At 40.4% G+C, this 16,052-nt stretch carries 17 protein-coding genes; 13 read left to right on the forward strand and 4 right to left on the reverse strand.

Features of this window, described 5'->3' with window-relative positions; genetic code table 11:
* Positions 1-7: 7 nt before the first annotated feature.
* The 7 genes from JWG41_RS11415 (at position 8) to JWG41_RS11445 (ending at position 7,314) form a co-directional block, all read left to right on the forward strand.
* Entirely contained in the window at positions 8-1,624 is a 1,617-nt protein-coding gene (locus JWG41_RS11415; protein WP_205270060.1) for a DEAD/DEAH box helicase, read from the forward strand.
* 80 nt (positions 1,625-1,704) lie between these two features.
* Positions 1,705-2,700, forward strand: coding sequence for an N-acetylmuramoyl-L-alanine amidase family protein (locus JWG41_RS11420; protein ID WP_408611750.1), 996 nt, complete (start codon positions 1,705-1,707; stop codon positions 2,698-2,700).
* Positions 2,675-3,505: an LIC_10740 family protein gene (locus tag JWG41_RS11425; RefSeq protein WP_205270062.1), complete on the forward strand. Its 831-nt coding sequence runs from the start codon at positions 2,675-2,677 to the stop codon at positions 3,503-3,505. Before JWG41_RS11420 ends, JWG41_RS11425 begins: the two co-directional genes overlap by 26 nt.
* Before the next feature lie 330 nt (positions 3,506-3,835).
* Positions 3,836-4,681 carry a flagellin N-terminal helical domain-containing protein gene (locus JWG41_RS11430; RefSeq protein WP_135575347.1) on the forward strand — a complete coding sequence of 282 codons (846 nt, stop codon included), beginning with the start codon at positions 3,836-3,838 and terminating at the stop codon, positions 4,679-4,681.
* Positions 4,682-4,853: 172 nt separating this feature from the next.
* Positions 4,854-5,702: a flagellin N-terminal helical domain-containing protein gene (locus JWG41_RS11435; protein WP_205270063.1), complete on the forward strand. Its 849-nt coding sequence runs from the start codon at positions 4,854-4,856 to the stop codon at positions 5,700-5,702.
* Between the two features lie 80 nt (positions 5,703-5,782).
* Positions 5,783-6,337: a hypothetical protein gene (locus JWG41_RS11440; protein ID WP_205270064.1), complete on the forward strand. Its 555-nt coding sequence runs from the start codon at positions 5,783-5,785 to the stop codon at positions 6,335-6,337.
* A 101-nt stretch (positions 6,338-6,438) separates the two neighbouring features.
* A complete protein-coding gene (locus JWG41_RS11445) occupies positions 6,439-7,314 on the forward strand; it encodes a ferredoxin reductase domain-containing protein (protein WP_205270065.1) in 876 nt (291 codons plus the stop codon).
* A 59-nt stretch (positions 7,315-7,373) separates the two neighbouring features.
* Here the strand turns inward: JWG41_RS11445 and JWG41_RS11450 are convergent, their stop codons facing one another.
* Positions 7,374-7,745, reverse strand: coding sequence for a tetratricopeptide repeat protein (locus JWG41_RS11450; protein ID WP_205270066.1), 372 nt, complete (start codon positions 7,743-7,745; stop codon positions 7,374-7,376).
* Between the two features lie 126 nt (positions 7,746-7,871).
* Here JWG41_RS11450 and JWG41_RS11455 point away from each other — a divergent pair, with 126 nt between their 5' ends.
* Genes JWG41_RS11455 through JWG41_RS11465 form a run of 3 tightly spaced genes read left to right on the forward strand, consistent with a single transcriptional unit; the run spans position 7,872 to position 10,411 of the window.
* Positions 7,872-9,146 carry an adenylate/guanylate cyclase domain-containing protein gene (locus tag JWG41_RS11455; RefSeq protein ID WP_205270067.1) on the forward strand — a complete coding sequence of 425 codons (1,275 nt, stop codon included), beginning with the start codon at positions 7,872-7,874 and terminating at the stop codon, positions 9,144-9,146.
* A 5-nt stretch (positions 9,147-9,151) separates the two neighbouring features.
* On the forward strand, positions 9,152-10,009 hold the full coding sequence (locus JWG41_RS11460) for an alpha/beta fold hydrolase (RefSeq protein WP_205270068.1): 858 nt from the start codon (positions 9,152-9,154) through the stop codon (positions 10,007-10,009).
* Positions 10,010-10,411 carry a DoxX family protein gene (locus JWG41_RS11465; protein WP_205270069.1) on the forward strand — a complete coding sequence of 134 codons (402 nt, stop codon included), beginning with the start codon at positions 10,010-10,012 and terminating at the stop codon, positions 10,409-10,411.
* Positions 10,412-10,464: 53 nt separating this feature from the next.
* On the opposite strand, the gene JWG41_RS11470 is transcribed toward JWG41_RS11465, so the two are convergent.
* Entirely contained in the window at positions 10,465-12,147 is a 1,683-nt protein-coding gene (locus JWG41_RS11470) for a DedA family protein (protein WP_232373949.1), read from the reverse strand.
* Positions 12,148-12,174: 27 nt separating this feature from the next.
* Here JWG41_RS11470 and JWG41_RS11475 point away from each other — a divergent pair, with 27 nt between their 5' ends.
* Complete coding sequence (locus JWG41_RS11475; protein WP_205270070.1) at positions 12,175-12,717, forward strand: NAD(P)H-dependent oxidoreductase; 543 nt, start codon at positions 12,175-12,177, stop codon at positions 12,715-12,717.
* Positions 12,710-14,563 carry a monovalent cation:proton antiporter-2 (CPA2) family protein gene (locus tag JWG41_RS11480; protein WP_205270071.1) on the forward strand — a complete coding sequence of 618 codons (1,854 nt, stop codon included), beginning with the start codon at positions 12,710-12,712 and terminating at the stop codon, positions 14,561-14,563. The genes JWG41_RS11475 and JWG41_RS11480 overlap by 8 nt, the downstream gene beginning before the upstream one ends.
* 18 nt (positions 14,564-14,581) lie before the next feature.
* On the opposite strand, the gene JWG41_RS11485 is transcribed toward JWG41_RS11480, so the two are convergent.
* Together JWG41_RS11485 and JWG41_RS11490 are read right to left on the reverse strand one after the other, a co-directional pair.
* Positions 14,582-14,746 carry a hypothetical protein gene (locus tag JWG41_RS11485; protein WP_205270072.1) on the reverse strand — a complete coding sequence of 55 codons (165 nt, stop codon included), beginning with the start codon at positions 14,744-14,746 and terminating at the stop codon, positions 14,582-14,584.
* Positions 14,747-14,785: 39 nt separating this feature from the next.
* Positions 14,786-15,298, reverse strand: coding sequence for a peptidylprolyl isomerase (locus JWG41_RS11490; protein WP_205270073.1), 513 nt, complete (start codon positions 15,296-15,298; stop codon positions 14,786-14,788).
* Between the two features lie 106 nt (positions 15,299-15,404).
* Here JWG41_RS11490 and JWG41_RS11495 point away from each other — a divergent pair, with 106 nt between their 5' ends.
* Positions 15,405-15,956 carry a rhodanese-like domain-containing protein gene (locus tag JWG41_RS11495; RefSeq protein WP_205270074.1) on the forward strand — a complete coding sequence of 184 codons (552 nt, stop codon included), beginning with the start codon at positions 15,405-15,407 and terminating at the stop codon, positions 15,954-15,956.
* Positions 15,957-16,052 lie beyond the last annotated feature (96 nt).

Below are 16,052 nucleotides of genomic sequence, written 5' to 3' on the forward strand. Positions count from 1 at the left end.
ATCCATTATGAAATTTAACGAATTACCCTTTCATGAGTCTCTCACTAAAGCCTTAGATAAAATCGGCTACACAGAGCTCACACCCATCCAAGCCAAATCCATTCCTTTCGCGATGGAAGGAAAAGACCTCACTGGCCTTGCACAAACCGGAACTGGAAAGACTATGGCTTTCTTACTTCCTACACTCCACAGACTTTTGTCGGCAGAAGAAGAGGAAGCATTACCTTATGCACTCGTCCTTGCCCCTACAAGAGAACTGACCATACAAATCGCAGAAGAAGCCAAAAAACTTTTGGAATTCACAGACTTCGGTGTGGCTACCATCATTGGTGGAACCGATTACAAATCCCAAGAACAAGCGCTCGGCAACAAAGCTTGTATCATCGTTGCAACACCGGGAAGGCTCATTGACTTTGTTAAAAATCATGGCCTCTCCTTGGAAAATATCAAAGTAGTGATTTTAGATGAAGCGGACAGAATGTTCGATATGGGATTTGTTCAAGATCTCAAATACATCTTCCACAAATGTAAAAACAGAAAACAATCTTTGTTATTTAGTGCCACTCTCAGTTACGAAGTGGTTCGTCTTGCTAGTAAGTATTTGAATGAACCGATTGAAGTTCATATCAATCCGGAAAAAGTCATTACAGAACGGATTGACCAGTCTTTACTTCATTTGGGAAGAGAGGAAAAACTCCCTTATCTTGTGAATTCATTATTACACAATGAGATCGAAGGTCTTGGAATCATTTTTACCAACTACAAAATGAATATCCCAAAGATTGTTTCTACTCTTCGTAGATTTGGAATTACAGCCACTGGCCTTTCTTCGGAACTCGACCAAAAGAAACGAATTAGGCTTCTACGCGATTTCAAAGCAGGAAAGTACAAATACCTAATTGCGACCGATGTGGCATCCCGCGGGATCGACATTGAAAACATCGATGTCGTGTATAATTATGACCTTCCCCAAGATGCAGAAAACTATGTGCACCGGATTGGAAGGACAGCTCGTGCGGGAAGAAAAGGCCAGTCCATTGGATTTTGTTCCGAAACCGATTATACGGAACTGGAACGAATTGAAAAGTATTTGAATTCTAAAATTCCAACATCCGAAATTCGTGAAGAGTATTTAGAATTTCCTAAGGGTGAGTTCACTCCTGTATTTGCTGATGAAGCCATTCCTGGAGAAAAGAAATACCAAGACAGAGAAGGGCGAGGCGAACGCGGCGGTCGTGGTGGGAAACCAACACGCGGTGGCGAACACAGGGGAGATCGAGGGGATCGGTCTGGCGGCAGTGACCGGGGTCGTGGCGGTAAGGGCAAAGGCGACAAACACCACCCACCGGCGAAGATGTCTCATCCGCATGGAAACCCACAGAATCCAGGCGGTGGTGAGGATCACAAACATCCAGCCAAAATGACCCACCATGAAATGAAACATGGCCACCATCCGAAAGATGGAAAAGGAAAACAGCCGCATAAGAAGAATCAGTCGGGAAGATCAAACCAAAAGAACAATGATCCAAGACGAAATCTCTTTGATATCAACGAAGTCAAAAAATCTAAAAAACAGAAACAATCGATTTGGCAGCGAATTCTTTCTATCTTCAAAAAGGATTAGTCCTCTTTTGTTTTTGTTTTTTCCCTAGTTTCTTAACAGCGGAGGTCGCCAAACTTCCGCTCTACGGAAAGGGAAACTATGTGGCATTTTCTGATCTCAAATCGATTATGCCCGAACTTTCCACCAAACTAAAAAAGTTTACGAGAGTAGGCTCAGTCTTCACTCCCCAAGGGAATCTCCAGTTTCGACTAGGGTCCAGTTTTTACACTCTGGATGGTAAAATTTACAAAATTCCCAAACCTATTTTGAAAAAGGAGGAAGATGTCTATCTTCCTTTGGATCTTGTCGAAGCCATTTTGCTCAATCTCATTTCCTATGATGTGCGTTACCAGTTCAAAGATACAGAACTTTGGGTTCTCGTTCCCAAAGACCCTGTCCCCAAACGAAATATCAATGTGAAAGCCATTGTGATCGATGCAGGGCATGGGGGAAAGGATCCTGGCACCTCTGACCCTACCGGTTACTTCGAAAAGGACGTGAGTCTCGGTGTGGCTCGTTATACCTATTTATACCTTCGCAAATACTATCCCGAAATCCGAGTCCAGATGGTTCGCAAAAACGATAGTTTTGTGGAATTGGAAGACCGCTCCAAACTCGCCAACCAAGTTTTGAATGATACCCGCGATGTGGTTTTCCTCAGTTTCCATTGTAATGCTTCTCTCTCCGACAAAGCAGCGGGTTTTGAAGTGTATTATCTTTCCCAAAGTCCGAGTACGGAAGCCGCTCGGGAGACGGCCCTTTTGGAAAATCGTTATGTGGGAAAACACAAGAACCCAGTTGTCTCCCAGATCCAGTCTCAGATGTTGTCCAGTGTCACCCAAAGGCGTTCTCGGAAATTGGCGACGGCTGTGGCCGACCAGTATGAAAAAGCCCTAAGCCCTGACATTCCTTCTCGGGGTGTGAAAAAGGCAGATTTTTCCGTCTTGCGAGGAAGCCTTATGCCTGCGGTACTTGTGGAAATGGGGTATCTGACAAACCCTGAAGAAAGCAAACGACTGCGGGATAAAAACTACCAAAAGAAAATTGCACGCAGTGTTATCAAAGGAATTCATGAATACGCATCTTCAAAAGATTAAAGAATATCTTCGTTCCCTGAAAGAAATCTTAAAAGTTCTTATCATTCGATTTTATAAAATCGGAACCGGAGAAACCAAACTCACACGCGATTTTATATTTTTGTTTGCGTCTTGGTTTTCTCTTCTTATCTTCTTTAGTTTCTTTATTTTAGCCGAACAAAACCCATTTCGTTTGCTTCTTCCTTTCCAACTGTATTCCTATCCCTCTCTAGATCATAGAGAGCCGGTAGTGATTTTTATTTCGAATGGAGAAGGGGAACAAATCCCCATCCATAGAAAGGTTTTGAAACAAGAAGAAACGGAAGCCTTTATTTACCAACTTGTTGGTGAAGTGGGTTCCCCACCTTACTTTGATTCTGTGGAAGCCTTGGCCAAAGATGGAAAGTTGTTTTCTCCTAAAAAACTTTTGGACATTCGGTTTGCATTAAAACAAACCTGGTTTGTGGAAAAGGGAAATAAACTCGTTGTGGATTGGAATGTTTCCATCTTACAAGACGTTATGGAGAAATACAGACTGCCTCGTACGAAATCCGATGAAGCGGATGCTGACGCAGAAGACGAAAATGCCAATGCTCCTGTCGATACCATCACGTATTATACGGGTGGAACAGAAACAGGCCCTAAAGAACCAGAAGAAGTTTTGAACAAACGTAGGATCCAGGCAATGGAGTCCACGTTACGTGCGTTAAACGCAAGTTTATTTGAAAACTTCAAAGACCTAAAAACAATCGAACACAAATTTTCCGGGGAAGCCAATTCGGTTTACCACTGGGAAACCATCTCCCCCCTCTCAAGCCGCCCCTAAATAGGGGTAACCCGAACAATTTCTCCCATTTTCCAAAATTCGCTTATGGAAAATGGGAATTTGCCGATCTTCGTAACGGGAAAAGTAGAACTTTTTTTTAAAAAAAATAAAACGCTAAAGTCGACAAAATCCCTCCAAAAACCGCAATAAATCGCGAAAAACGCCCGAAACACCCCCATTTCTTCGAATTAATTTCTTTTATCCGATCACCGACATACAAAGGGAACAAATAGAGATTTTAGGCACCAATGGGGCCTGAAAGCCAGACACAAAAAAAAGCGAGAGAAGGGATTCTCTCGTTTGCCAGATCAAGTTTCAAGGAGGAAACCCATGATCATAAACCACAATTTAGCCGCGATCAACTCACATCGCGTCCTCAAGTTTCAAAACGAGGAAGTCTCCAAAAATATGGAGAAACTATCCTCTGGTATGCGAATCAACCGAGCAGGTGATGATGCATCCGGACTCGCCGTTTCTGAAAAGATGAGAACGCAGGTGAATGGTCTTAGACAAGCAGAGAGAAATACCGAAGACGGTATGAGCCTGATCCAAACAACGGAAGGGTTTTTGCAAGAGTCGAATGATATCATTCAAAGAATTCGAACACTTGCAATTCAGTCGTCTAACGGTATTTATACTGACGAAGATAGACAAATGATCCAAGTCGAAGTTTCACAACTTATCGACGAAGTGGACAGAATTGCTTCTCAAGCAGAATTCAATAAAATGAATTTACTTCAAGGTGATTTTGCTCGCGGATCAAGAGCAACCTCCATGTGGTTCCATTTAGGACCAAACCAACACCAAAGAGAAAGAGTGTTCATTGCAACAATGACTGCACGTGCACTTAATCTTAAAGGCCAAAGTGGAGATCTCTTGTCTTTGTCAACAGCTGACAAGTCAAACGATGCGATCGGAACTTTGGATGCTGCGTTAACACGCATTAGCAAACAAAGAGCAAACTTAGGTGCCTACTTTAACCGTCTTGAGCATGCTGCAAAAGGGCTCATGAACGCTTATGAGAATACCCAAGCCTCCGAGTCTAGGATCCGTGATGCGGATATGGCAGAAGAAACTGTGGCTTTCACAAAGAACCAGATTTTAGTTCAATCTGGTACTGCTATGTTAGCTCAGGCGAATGTTCGTCCACAAGGAGTTCTTTCTCTCCTTCGTTAATGACCTAACGAAGTGAGTGGTTAGTGTAACTGAAGAGTTGTAATTAGATAATCAGCCGGCTTTCCCCTGCCAGGTGGCAAAATGAAAGCTCATCCTTGACACCGGACAGGGATTGTCCGGCTAAGAACGAAACATATACCGTTCTTGGTTATACACAAAGGAGTGTAGGCCAATGATTATCAATCACAACATGAGTGCGATTCAATCACATCGTGCTCTCAAGTTTACACAATGGGATGTAGATAAGACCATGAGGAACCTCTCCACTGGGCAAAGGATTAACCTTGCCGGTGATGATGCTTCTGGTCTTGCTGTTTCGGAAAAACTACGAACTCAAATTCGTGGTTTACGTCAGGCCGAAAGGAATACGGAAGATGGATTGAGTTTCATCCAGACTGCAGAGGGTTTCCTCGACCAGTCGGCGGAAATCATCCAACGAATCCGGACCCTTGCGATCCAGACATCGAACGGAATCTACACACCTGAGGACAGGCAGCTCGTGCAGGTAGAAGTATCTGCGCTGGTGGATGAGATCGATCGAATTGCTTCGCAAGCAGAGTTCAATAAAATGAAACTGTTTGAAGGAGACTTCGCTCGAAAGTCAACGAAGGCGTCGATGTGGTTTCACATGGGAGCAAACGCAAAGCAAAGAGAGCGTTTCTACATTGGAACTATGACTTCGAAAGCTCTAAAGATGTCAGAAGGTGCGATTAAGATTGCTCTTTCTACACCTGGAAAAGCAGACGAAGCGATTGCTAAAGCGGACTTCGCCTTGACTAAGATCATGAAGCAGAGAGCAGATATGGGAGCTTATCAAAATAGGCTCGAAAGTACTGCAAAAGGCCTCATGGGTGCATACGAAAATATGCAAGCATCCGAATCAAGGATTAGGGACGCAGATATGGCGGAAGAAATGGTAGCGCTCACGACGAAACAAATTCTCGTGCAAAGCGGTACGGCAATGCTAGCGCAAGCCAGTCTTCGGTCAAATTCTGTATTACGACTTTTGAATAACGCCTAAGTCGTAGTAAGGCAAGAGTTGCCTTAAGACGGTTGCCTCTTCTCGAAGGACACTTCGGGGAGGGGCTTTTTTGTTTCCGAATGGATCAAAAATTATTATTGAATCCTATTTTAGATCCAAAAAAAAGGATCGAGTGGTTCTCTATGAAAAATTTCAAAATATTAACAATTGTTATCCTTGTATTGTTTGCTAAAATTAGTATTTTTGCGATCAACGAATTTGGCCAAAACCCTAAAAAAAATCCAACGAAAAAACAGATGGTGACAAAGCCCGGGAACTGCTGTTATTTGGGAGTGGATCATCAAAATAAAGTTAGAATCAACCAAATTTGTAAAAATAAATCTACGACCACCTTCGAATTAGAATTTTTGGAAAGGTCACAAGTTTGTACGATCATCGAAAACGTTACACTGATAGACAATCATGGAAGAAAATACAAACCGAAGGGGTATTCGGGGATTTCTAATTGCCCAGATTCTCTTTCTGTTTCTAGCGGGGACAGATTTACCTGGAGTTTCGAATTGTTGGATGCATCGGCGAGTTCTTTTAGTTTGAGTGAGGTCGAATTGGAAGCAGCTTCGGGTATGAATGCTTGGCAATGGCGGGATGTGAGTATTGGGCATTGTCACCTTTGATTCTTTCTAATATTAAAATATATAGTTGTAGTAAACAGTTTTTGATTTTACACCTAACGAGAAATGGTTGACGAAAAACCTAGATACAACAAATATGCGTTATGTTGAAAAAAATAAATCTGTTTTCTTTTGTATTCATTTTTCTGATTCATTGTACAAATTTTTATTCTCCAACGGGGATTCAGGGAAAACAAGCGAAGAAGCAACTCGAGGAACATCGATCAAATCTAAGTTTGGTGAGTTTGTCTAGTGTTTTGACTGCTTCTTTGAATGCTTTCTCTAATTCTGCCACTTCTACTTATACTTGCCCTACTGAAAACACAGCTACTCTTGGGTTTACGAGTCCCACTGCAGCTGCCAATTTCAGTTTGCCAACAGGAACATCCTATTTGGATTTATCGGTTCCTTCTAATGGAACGTATTATTTCCGGTCTTATCCGGCTGCTGCCTACGCATCGTATACTGTAAAAATTCTAAAAACAGAAACTACTTCGGCAAGTGCCAGTTGTAAATTTACAACAAACTCTGTCTGCGGAACTGCTGATTTATCCGGTAGCGTTGTCTCTTCCTATGTTGGATTTTCTCTTTCAGTGGACGCAGGTTCTTGTCTTGCCTTTCAATGCACATCTCCAGCATACATCCGTTTTCGACGTTACAGCAATGAAACAGTCAGTGTGAGTGCCTTGGAGTCGGTGATCTCTTTAATTTATACTCCTTCGATATTTGAATCGATTTCCGATATTGGGGATGATACTTATTACACAATGAAGTCTTTTAGAAAATGCAAAAATGAAATTGCGAACTATGCAGTGATAGAGACCCAGTATTCTAGGCACCTAACTTCTATTATGACTGAAGTGAGTAGTTGTAACAAACCAAGTTCAGCCATCCAAGCAGCAGCAGTCAATCCTAGTCTAACGGCTTCCTTACAAGCAGATGCTTGTAAATTAGAACCAGTCAATGCGTTTGGCTATTAGATAAGCCTTACAATCCAATTCGAGGTTCTGAAAAGGAATTTAAATCACCTTGGTCATGATTACTTATAATGATAGTAATGATCAGGGTCATCCCACTTTGCTTTTTCTTTGGCTTCGTAGTCGGCAATTGTTGTTTGGTCTATTTTTGCTTCAGAATCCTTCCCCATGGATTTATAAATTTTAATTCTAAGTTCTACTGCAGGGATAAAATCCTTCATAATGCGTAAAGACTCATCGCAATGAGCTAAAGCTTCCTTTATTTGGTTTTTTTCAAAAAGGATTTCTGCAATGAAAAACCATGCTTGCTGAGTAAAAGACGGATGCACCAAACTCAAATATTCCTTCATACGGGTGATGGCTTCGTCGTTTCTGCCTTCTTTTCTTGCAAGTTCTGCTTGTTCCCGAATTTTGATGATTTCTTTTGCATCCATGATAAATAATTCAAATCATTCTAATCTCAAAGACAGAATGTCAACCTGAGAATGATAACGAAATCCGAGTGGCCAAGAAAAAAGGTTGAATCCCCTTCGTTTGAAGGGAGAAACTAGCCAATTACAATGAAATGGATATATCTCTTTCTCGGAGATCCTAAAAAACACTCTCTAGAACACCGGTTGTTTAATACGGTTTCTCTCGTAAATGGCCTTCTCAATTTGTTTGGGGTATTTGGAGTTCTGTATTTAGAAAATTATTTGATCCTCATTGCTCTTAATGTTGGCTCTGGACTCCTAATGCTTGTTATGTATTATTTGAGCCGAGTTAAGAGTATTTATTTTTCATTGTATTGGCCTTTTAATTTAACCATTCTTTTTTATCTTTCTTCTATGTGGTTCTTTAACGGAGGATCTCTCGGAGGAAATCATTATTATTTGATTCCGGCCCTTGTCATCGCGCTCATTCTTATTAGAAACCACAATGTCTTTATTGTTTATTCGATTTATATTCTGATAGCAGCCTCTTTGTATACGGTTGAGTTTTATCACAGAGATTGGGTGACAACGTATGAAACCGATTTGGATCGTTATTTGGATGCAGGAGGGAATTACCTTTTTGTTCAAATCCTAACAGGAATTTTGATTTTTATTCTGAGTCGAAACCTAAATGTAGAAAGGAAAAAATCAGAATCTTTACTATTAAATATTTTACCAGAGCCCATTGCCGAAGAATTAAAAAAGGAAGCAAGGGTCATTCCCAAACGATATGAATCTGCTTCCGTTCTTTTTTGTGATATGGCTGGGTTTACAAAAATTGCAGAGAAGATGAATGCCGAAGAACTTGTTGGAGAATTAGACACAATTTTTCGTGAATTCGATCGTTTATGTAAAAAATACCATTTAGAAAAAATCAAAACCATTGGCGACGCTTATATGGCCGTGGGTGGAATACCCAAAGAAAACAAAACGAATGCCGTTGATTCTGTGTTATGTGGCATTGCTTTCCAATCCTATATGGCCGAACAAAAGGAAATCCATGCACTACGTGGTAGGGAATTTTGGGAAATTCGCTTGGGAATTCATGTGGGCCCACTCGTAGCGGGTGTGGTTGGTATTGATAAATTTGCTTATGATGTTTGGGGAGATACTGTCAATACGGCAAGCCGCCTGGAAAGTTCAGGGGTGAGTGGAGAGGTAAATATCTCGGCACAAGTGTACGAAGAAGTAAAATCTTTCTTTGAATGTGAATCTCGCGGACTTGTCTCAATTAAAAATAAGGCCGATATTGAGATGTATTTAGTCAAAGGTTTTTTACCCGAGTATGCAGATACAATCAATCCAAAATTACCGAATGATCTTTTTAAACGCCTTTATGAGTCGGGAGCTTTGTTTGTTTGAGTGTGATGTGCACCCATAATCACCTCGTTTGGTATCGGATACAAATTTCTTTTATTTATCTTTCGATTCTTTCCTCTCTATTTTGCGGGTCCTCCTCTTCTTTAGGAGGGGAGCGAATTTATGAGTTCCGATCTCCTTCCGTAGAGGGAGAGATTTATTTTTTATCCAATGAATGTAAAAACAAAAGGAAACTTCTTCTTTTCATTCATGGCTCTCCTGGTTCGGCTTCTGATTTTGAATCCTACTTAAAAGACAAAGATTTACAAAAAGAATTCTGTATGTTTTTACCGGACCGGTTGGGTTATGGAAATTCTTTCCATAAGACTTCTGTTCCCAATATTTTTTTGCAAGGGAAGGCCATCCATTCCGCTCTTCTTCAATATCTGAAAAAGGAAGGATTGGTTTTTGAAGAGGGGATGGTTCTGGGTCATTCCTATGGAGGACCAGTGGCTTTGGTTTTTGCGATGGAAAAAGACAGTTCCTATCCAATGGTTTGGAAGAGCATTCTACTTTCGGCACCTATGGATCCAGAATTAGAAGAGTTACATTGGTACAATCATATGGCGAGTCTCTCTGCCATCCAGTGGTTCCTTCCGGAGTCTTGGATCCATAGCAATGAGGAAATGTATACATTAAAATCTGATTTGGTCCAATTTGCAAGTCCCATCAAAAATCGTAATTTAGAAGTCATTTCTGTACATGGGGATGAGGACCAATTAGTATCTGTAAAGAATGTTTATTACTTTACGAAATGGAAACCAGCCATTAAATATAGGATTCGAATTCTAAAGGGAGAAAACCATTTCATTCCCTGGACCAATTTTAAAGAAATCAAAGAAATCATTTTATCGGAGGTTCTTTAGGTGAAATTACCGGAAATTCAGCGTATTCTTTTTCATGGGGCTCGTTTGTTGGCTGTCATTATCATTGGACAAACCTTGTATTTTAAGTTTTCCGGTTCCGAAGAATCTAAATTTATTTTTTCCGTGATGGGAATGGAACCTTGGGGAAGGTATGGGCTTGCTGTTTTGGAGACATTCTGTGTTTTGTTTTTATTAGTTCCCCGTTTTGTATGGCTTGGGGCCGCACTGGGATTCAATTTGATGTTAGGTGCCATTTTGTCCCATTTTGTTTTTTTGGGAATTGTCGTACAAAATGATGGTGGACTTCTTTTTATTTTGGCTCTCGTAGTCTTATCTTTATCTACATATCTTTTATATAGAGAAAGAAAACAGATTCCTTATCTAAAAGATTTTTTTGATTAGGTTTTGTTTGATCAGCCTAGAAGTTTTGGTTCCGAATCCTGTTTCTAAAATTTCTATTTAAGTTTTGCTAATCCGTTTAATTCATCTTTGTCAGAGAAAGTTTCCCGGTATTTGTTATGGTTTTTTACCAAACGGTAAAGATCTGTAAAAGGAAATAAGGGAGTGCCTGCTTGGTAATTGGCAGAACCAATCTGGAATAACAATTTCCACTGGCGAAATAAAATAGAATAACTTTCTCGGATTGAAAACTTCGGATCATAGAGATTTGTGGATTCACTTGTGGCCCCATTTAATTCTATGATTTTAAAACCAAGTCCTGACTGAAACTTGCGGGAGTCCGAAAACCGAATGTCAAACCTTCCAAAATAAAATCCCGGAATCAAATCGGCGATAGAGATTAGTTTTGATTCCATCTCTTTTGTTTTCCAGTGACTCCCGTCTTGGAACATACAACCTTGGATATGATTTCCTATCGAACCAATGGAAATGGTTTCGCCAACAGATAAAATTTTATCTAACTTTTGTTTGTTGTGTTTGAAATGAGTTTCTTTTTGAAATTTAAATCGGGGATGATTTGCGATCAGTGTTTTTAGATCGCTCACACCGTCTCCTGTGACCTCGGGAAAGATTTTATCTGTGACTGAAAAAATATGGCCTTGTTTCTCTCTTGGGTGGCGGTAGTAGAAAACACCCACTTCCAAAGGCCCTTCTATATATTCTTGAAAGATCCAATCCAAGGGATAAGTTTGGAGGAGGGTGCGGCATTCTTCTATGGAATGGATTTTTTTGACTAAGAATCCTCTTTCACCTTTGTCTGGTTTGGCGATAATGGGAAAAGATAGTTTCTCTCTTTGGATCCAATTTTGAATTTTACTTTCAGGGTCAGTTTCTTTTTGGGAAATGTATTGGAACTTTGCTACCGTTTCCTTAGGAATGAGGTTTAGGATTTCTGATTTGGATTCTCCCGCAATTCCTGAAGCAAGGATTCCCGGATTGACTGCTGTGATGTAACGGAAGCCCCTGAAACGAAGAGCCAAATAGAGGAGATAGGGGATTAAGGGAAGGTAGAATACGGAAGCCGGCCAAAATTCCAAGCGATTGATTTTTTTAATTCTGATCCAAAAGTTTTCTATCTTTGTACGATTTGCGGCAATGTTTAGGATTTTATAGAGGAGATAAAAACTAAGACCAACACAGGCACTGAAAAAAATCGAAGGACTTGGACTTCCATACAAACTGACTAAATTTCCATAAAGATAGACCAAAAAAACAAAGGCGGTTGTCCAGACGGTTACGGCAAAAAAACTGATATAGAAAAAAGGAAAGAAGGGAAGGGCAAAAAAACCACTACTGAAATAAAGAGGAAGCCTCGTCCCTGGGAAAAATCGAGAAAGAAAAATCGACTTTCTATAATGGAGTTTCCAATTCGTGATAACTTTTGTGGATTCCCATTTTTGGGGAAGGTTTAAAAGAAAATTCCATTTTACGATTCCTCGCCTAACAAGGTATCCACCAAAATATAAAAGGCAATCCCCCACAAAAATGCCAAGTCCTGTGGCGAAAATGGCTAAGTGTAAGGATAGTTTTCCTTCTTTGGTAAGGAGTCCTGCGGCAATACAAGTCAGGTCTTCTGAAACAAAGGTAGAGAAAAAAAGCGAAAGTATTGTCACAGAAGAAATTTGAAAGAAATTTACAACGAGAGTCAATGGAAAACTATTTTTTTTACGTTTTACCAATCTATGGTTTTTGTGAATTTGTCCCGTATGCCTAAAATTTTGATTTTGCTTGTCCATCCCACATTGGAGAAATCCAAAGCCAATCAAATGCTTTTGGATTCGATTCCCAGTTCTGATGCGATCACATTACATGATCTATATGAAGAGTATCCTAATTTTTCAATCCATGTAAAGGTAGAACAAAATTTGGTCTTAGACCACGATATTATTTTATTCCAACATCCTTTGTATTGGTATAGTTGTCCTCCACTCATGAAATTGTGGATGGATATGGTTTTGGAAGATGGATGGGCTTATGGGGTGGATGGGAATCAACTTGTGGGAAAAAAATGGATTCAAGTCATAACCACAGGAGGATCGAAAGATTCCTATTCGAAAGGTGGATTCCATGGATATGCAACAGAGGATTTCCTACTTCCGTTTCGTAGAACCGCTGAATTATGTGGTATGGATTATCTGGCACCATTTCTTGTCCAAGGGACTTTCCAGTTGAATGAACTGGACCTACAAAAAGAATCCAATCGGTATTTAAATTTTATAAACAACTTGTTAGGTGGTATTTATGGGTGAGTCTAGTTTTTTTGTTCAGGCTTTGATTTATCTCACCAGTGCCATCATCATGGTGCCGATTGCGACAAGACTTGGTCTTGGCTCGGTTCTCGGATATTTGATTGCGGGGATTGTCATCGGGCCTTTTGTTTTTGGTTTTGTGGGAACAGAAGGCAAAGATATGTTACACTTCGCTGAGTTTGGTGTGGTGATGATGCTCTTTGCCATCGGATTGGAATTAGAATTAGATCTACTTTGGCGACTCAAGTTTTGGTTACTCGGGCTTGGGGGATTACAACTTGTTCTCACAACCGTTATCACAGCCGCTTTTTGTTTTGGATTTGGATTCGAATGGAAACCGGCTCTTGCCCTAGGACTCATTTTATCTCTCTCTTCCACAGCCATTGTTTTACAAACTTTAAAGGAAAAAGGGCTGATGAAATCTGTTTCTGGCCAAGCTGCTTTTTCTGTCCTTCTTTTCCAAGACATGGCTGTGATTCCGATTCTTGCCATCTTTCCTATGTTAAGTGAATCCAGTCAAGTTGATGCTTCACAACATCATTCTCTTATCGAACATTTACCTGGATATGCCAAAACATTGGTCGTATTGTCCGTTGTGATTGGAATCATTCTCGTGGGTAAATATGTTTTAAGCCCATTCTTTCGTTTGCTTGCCAAGTCAGGAAATCGTGAAATTTTTACCGGTGCTAGTTTGTTACTCGTCATTGCCATCTCTGTTCTTATGGGAGCTGTGGGTGTATCGGCGGCCCTAGGCACCTTTCTTGGCGGGGTTGTACTTGCGAGTAGTGAGTTTCGTCATGAATTAGAAAGTAACATTGAACCTTTTAAGGGACTTCTTCTCGGATTGTTTTTTTTAAGTGTGGGTGCTTCGATGGACCTCCCTGTGGTGATGCAAAGTCCCACTAAGGTTTTAGGAATTGTTTTCGGAATCATCCTCATCAAAGCCCTGGTTTTATTTTTACTTGGGCTTGTCTTTCGTCTTCCCTTGGACCAAAACATTTATTTTTCCTTGGCATTATGCCAGGTAGGAGAGTTCTCCTTTGTGCTTTTTGGTTATTCGGAAGGACTTGGAATTTTGGATGAGGAAACCATTATCATCTTAGTGGCTTCTGTGGCAGTGAGTATGGCTCTTACTCCCATACTACTTTTGTTATACGAAAAAACTTTTTTTGGATTTTTAGAATCCAAAATTCCTAAAAAACAAACGGCCCAGGACATTCATAAACAAGAAAACCCGGTGCTCATTTGTGGGTTCGGACGGTTTGGAAACATGCTCGGTCGTTTCCTTCGGTCCAATGGAATTGGAATCACCATTTTGGATTATGATGCTGACCGAGTGCAGATGCTTGGTCGATTTGGGTTTAAAGTTTACTTTGGAGATCCAACAAGGCTTGAGTTATTAGAATCAGCAGGTTTAGAACATGTCAAGATCCTTGTGGCGGCTCTCGACAATCCAGAAAAACAAGCCGAACTCATTCGCAATGTCAGTCAACACTATCCTAAAATTCAAATTGTAGCCAGGGCCGGAGATAGAGAAGGGGCTTATGATTTAAAAGAAATGGGAGTGCAACATATCTACCGCGAAACCAGAGAAACCGCTGTCGTTATGGGAAGAGATGTATTAAAACTACTCGGCACAAGATCCCATACAGCAGAAAAAGCAAAGAATCTATTTCTCAAACATGATGATGATACCTTCGATGAACTTTTTGAACTTAGAAGAGACCGTGTGCAGTACATGAGTCTTGCCAAACAGAGAAACGCAGAACTGGAACGATTGATGCTTGTGGACTTAGGTCAGGAAGAGGAACTGGAAAGAGATTCTTGGAGTGAGATGGAAAGGTAAAAAGGTTGGGGATTTGGGTTAAGAAAGAAGCGAAAGCAGAAACTCTATTCCCGAATGGTCTTCTTTCTTTTTTCGAGAATAGAGTTTTTTAGATGCTTTGATTTTCGTTGGTTTCATAGAAAAAATCATTCTAGAAGCCAATTTGATTTGGGTGACTTGTTTTTCTTTTCCTTTTGGTTTCATAGTAATTAGACTTTTGAAACCAAAGGACAGAATCAACCTTTATTTTTTAGAATCTAGGATTTGGTTCCAATCATCCAAAAATGGTTTTGCCACAGCTAGAACAGAACTTACGTCCCCTTCGATGGTGACAGATTCCATGATATCGCCTTGGCTAATTTTGTTCACTACTTCTTGGTCTGAGTCATCCACTACTGCACCGAAGACAGAGTGTTTTCCATCGAGCCAGGGAGTGGGAACGTGGGTAATAAAAAATTGACTTCCATTGGTTCCAGGACCTGCATTGGCCATGGAAAGGATTCCCGGTTTGTTGTGTTTCAAACTAGAATCAAACTCATCTCTGAATTTATAACCAGGTCCACCAGTTCCAGTCCCTTGTGGGCATCCACCTTGTACCATAAAGTCTGCAATGACTCGGTGGAATTTAAGTCCGTTGTAATAATTCCTTTGGGCTAAATTGACGAAGTTGGCTACGGTATTTGGTGTTTTGTCTGGGAACAAATCGATACGAATATCGCCTTTGTTTGTTTTGATAATTGCTCTCAATGCGCTCATTGATGTATCACAATTTCCTCAATTCCCCTGGCAAGTCGAAAAAAGGTTTGAGTTTCCTTACCATCCAATAGTATACTTTGAGATGCGTTAAATAGGAGATTCCCTTATGAAGCAGTTCGTATTGATTTTACTGGTACTGGTCACAATCCCCCTCGTTTCGGAATCTTCTAAAAAGAAGAAAATAAAATCCAAACCAGTACCAATCGAAAACAAACTCATCAATTACGGTGAGTTCAAACGAATAGTGAATCGTTCCGAAGGGGAGAGAGAAACTCATCGCCTAACAGAAGAACAGTTTTTGAAATTAATGTCGGAAGAAGGTGTTGTTTTACTCGACGCCCGTAGCGAAAACCGGTTTCATCTTTTACATATTAAGGGAGCGAAGAATCTTCCTTTTACCGAGTTCACAAAAGAATCTTTAGCTGAGGCCATTCCTGAAAAAAAATCAAAAATCCTTATCTATTGTAATAACAACTTTGAAGGAAACCAAGAAGCCTTTGCTGCCAAAAGTCCTGCGGCCTCTTTGAATCTTTCTACCTACAACTCTCTCAAAGCATACGGATACGAATCAATCTATGAACTAGGCCCCTTACTGGATGTAAAAAAAACTGTCCTTCCGCTTGTGAGTGATCCACCGGAAAAACAGGAAGCCCTTTAAGTTTTTATGATTAGTTTCAATTTAGGAGCCCTTTAAAAATACAATCTCATGATCCAAGGCCAAGTTCTATCAGATATCATTGAAGCCGTTTCCAAT

Origin of the sequence: Leptospira chreensis (assembly GCF_016919165.1) — a bacterium.
Classification (GTDB): domain Bacteria; phylum Spirochaetota; class Leptospiria; order Leptospirales; family Leptospiraceae; genus Leptospira_A; species Leptospira_A chreensis.